At 59.5% G+C, this 1,816-nt stretch carries 3 protein-coding genes; all 3 read left to right on the top strand.

What is annotated here, in order from left to right; all coding sequences use genetic code 11:
- Positions 1-762 (top strand): MFS transporter (locus tag WCA53_RS26305; protein WP_423917433.1); only part of this gene is annotated, 762 nt, incomplete at its 5' end.
- A gap of 212 nt (positions 763-974) precedes the next feature.
- Positions 975-1,232: a DUF4160 domain-containing protein gene (locus tag WCA53_RS26310; RefSeq protein ID WP_423917436.1), complete on the top strand. Its 258-nt coding sequence runs from the start codon at positions 975-977 to the stop codon at positions 1,230-1,232.
- Complete coding sequence (locus WCA53_RS26315) at positions 1,216-1,707, top strand: DUF2442 domain-containing protein (RefSeq protein ID WP_423917439.1); 492 nt, start codon at positions 1,216-1,218, stop codon at positions 1,705-1,707. The genes WCA53_RS26310 and WCA53_RS26315 overlap by 17 nt, the downstream gene beginning before the upstream one ends.
- Positions 1,708-1,816 lie beyond the last annotated feature (109 nt).

Below are 1,816 nucleotides of genomic sequence, written 5' to 3' on the forward strand. Positions count from 1 at the left end.
GAGCTGATCGGCCGTAACGACACACCATGGCCGTTCACGAGCACGTTGATCGGCGTGGGCGTGCTCGCGGGGCTGTGCGCGTGGCTCCATTTGCGGCGCGCGAGCGAGCCGGTGGTCGATCTCGCGGCGCTGCGAATCAAGACATTCGCGGTTGCGATGGGCGGCGGGTCGCTCTTTCGCATATCCATCAGCGCCGTGCCGTTTCTCCTGCCGCTGATGTTCCAGGTCGGTTTCGGCATGAACGCGTTCAAGTCGGGCCTGCTTACGTTGTCCGTCTTTGCCGGCAATTTATCGATGAAACTCGTCACCACGTCCGTCATGCGGCGCTTCGGCTTTCGCCGGGTGCTGGTGGTGAACGGGACGTTGGCCGCGGTGTCGCTCGCCGTGATGAGCTTGATTTCGCCGTCGACGCCACTCCTGGTGGTAGTCGTCGTGCTGTTTGCCAGCGGCCTGTCGCGCTCATTGCAGTTCACTGCACTGAACACGCTCAGTTTCGCCGATGTCCCAAAGCCGCAGATGAGCGGCGCGTCGGCTTTGTCGAGCACGCTGTTCCAACTGACGATGGGTATTGGCGTCGCGCTCGGGGCGATTGCGTTGCGGCTCGCAGAGTCAATGCATCGGCACGGTGCTCGCACCGTGGCACCGGAAGATTTTCAGATCGCGTTCCTGATCGTGGCGCTGGTGGGGCTGCTTGGCGTCGCGGATCTGTTTACGCTGCATAAGGATGCAGGGGCCGAGGTGAGCCGGCATGGGCGGGGGTGACACGGCGCCGGGTACCCGGCTCGACGGCCAGAGAATGTAAAAGCGCTGCCGCAAACAAAAAATCCACTCCGTATATTGCTTCGTCGAGGCCGCCCGATGCCGCAAAGCCGGCCGCTAAAACGGTCCCAGAACCGGCTCAAACCGAGTTGTTTTAAGCCCACGCGCGCATTGGTAGATTTACCAAACCTACCCGTTAGGTTTATGATCGTCTCATGCCCACGATCCTTACACTCAATGGGCTGAAGGTGGTGATCTACCCGGCGGATCACCGCCCGGCGCACATTCATGTGCAAGGCGCAGGATTTGAGATTGTATTTAATCTGAACTGCCCGAACGGCCCCCTTGACCTACGCGAAATCAAAGGGAAAGTTTCGAACGCAACTATCCGCCGCGTCGCGAAACTGATTGAGCCATCCCTGTCCACCACCTTATGCGGAGCCTGGAGAAATATTCATGGCAATTACAGATGAGTCCATCGCGGCGGCGCGCAAGGCGGGGGAGGCGGTCGGGCCGTGTGCAGTAGCGGCGCGCTACCGTCCGTCCATCGACAAAATCGAGGTGGAGTTCGACAACGGCGTGACGCTCGCCGTTCCAGTTTCCCTGATCGAAGGTCTGGGCGGTGCGAGCGATGCAGACCTGAAAGTGATCGAGATTTCCCCGGCAGGCTGGGGTTTGCACTTTCCGAAACTCGACGCGGATGTGTATGTGCCTGCGCTTTTCGAGGGCATCTACGGTTCAAAGGTCTGGATGAAGCACTTGGCGAGCCGCGCCGGTTCCGTGAAGTCGGATGCGAAGGCCGCCTCGTCTCGCGAGAATGGGAAGAAAGGCGGACGCCCGCGCAAGCTGAAGTCCGAAAACGATCCGTCGGCGACGAAGTCCCGAGGTTCGTTAACACAGCGTTCAACGTCTTCCGCGCCAAAGTCGAGCCATGATGGCCCCGGTTGACGTTGATCTATGAAAGCGGGTTGCGTAGCCGCTATATCAACCGAAAAACAAAAAGCCCAACTCGTAAAAGTTGGGCTTTTTGTTTGATTCTTTGGGGTGGCTGATGGGG

Origin of the sequence: Caballeronia sp., assembly GCF_049581465.1 — a bacterium.
In the GTDB taxonomy this organism is placed as follows: Bacteria; Pseudomonadota; Gammaproteobacteria; order Burkholderiales; family Burkholderiaceae; genus Caballeronia.

Coding starts and splice junctions, on each gene's coding strand:
- WCA53_RS26310 (WP_423917436.1), top strand. CDS start 975: ATGCCCACGATCCTTACACTCAATGGGCTGAAGGTGGTGATCTACCCG.
- WCA53_RS26315 (WP_423917439.1), top strand. CDS start 1,216: ATGGCAATTACAGATGAGTCCATCGCGGCGGCGCGCAAGGCGGGGGAG.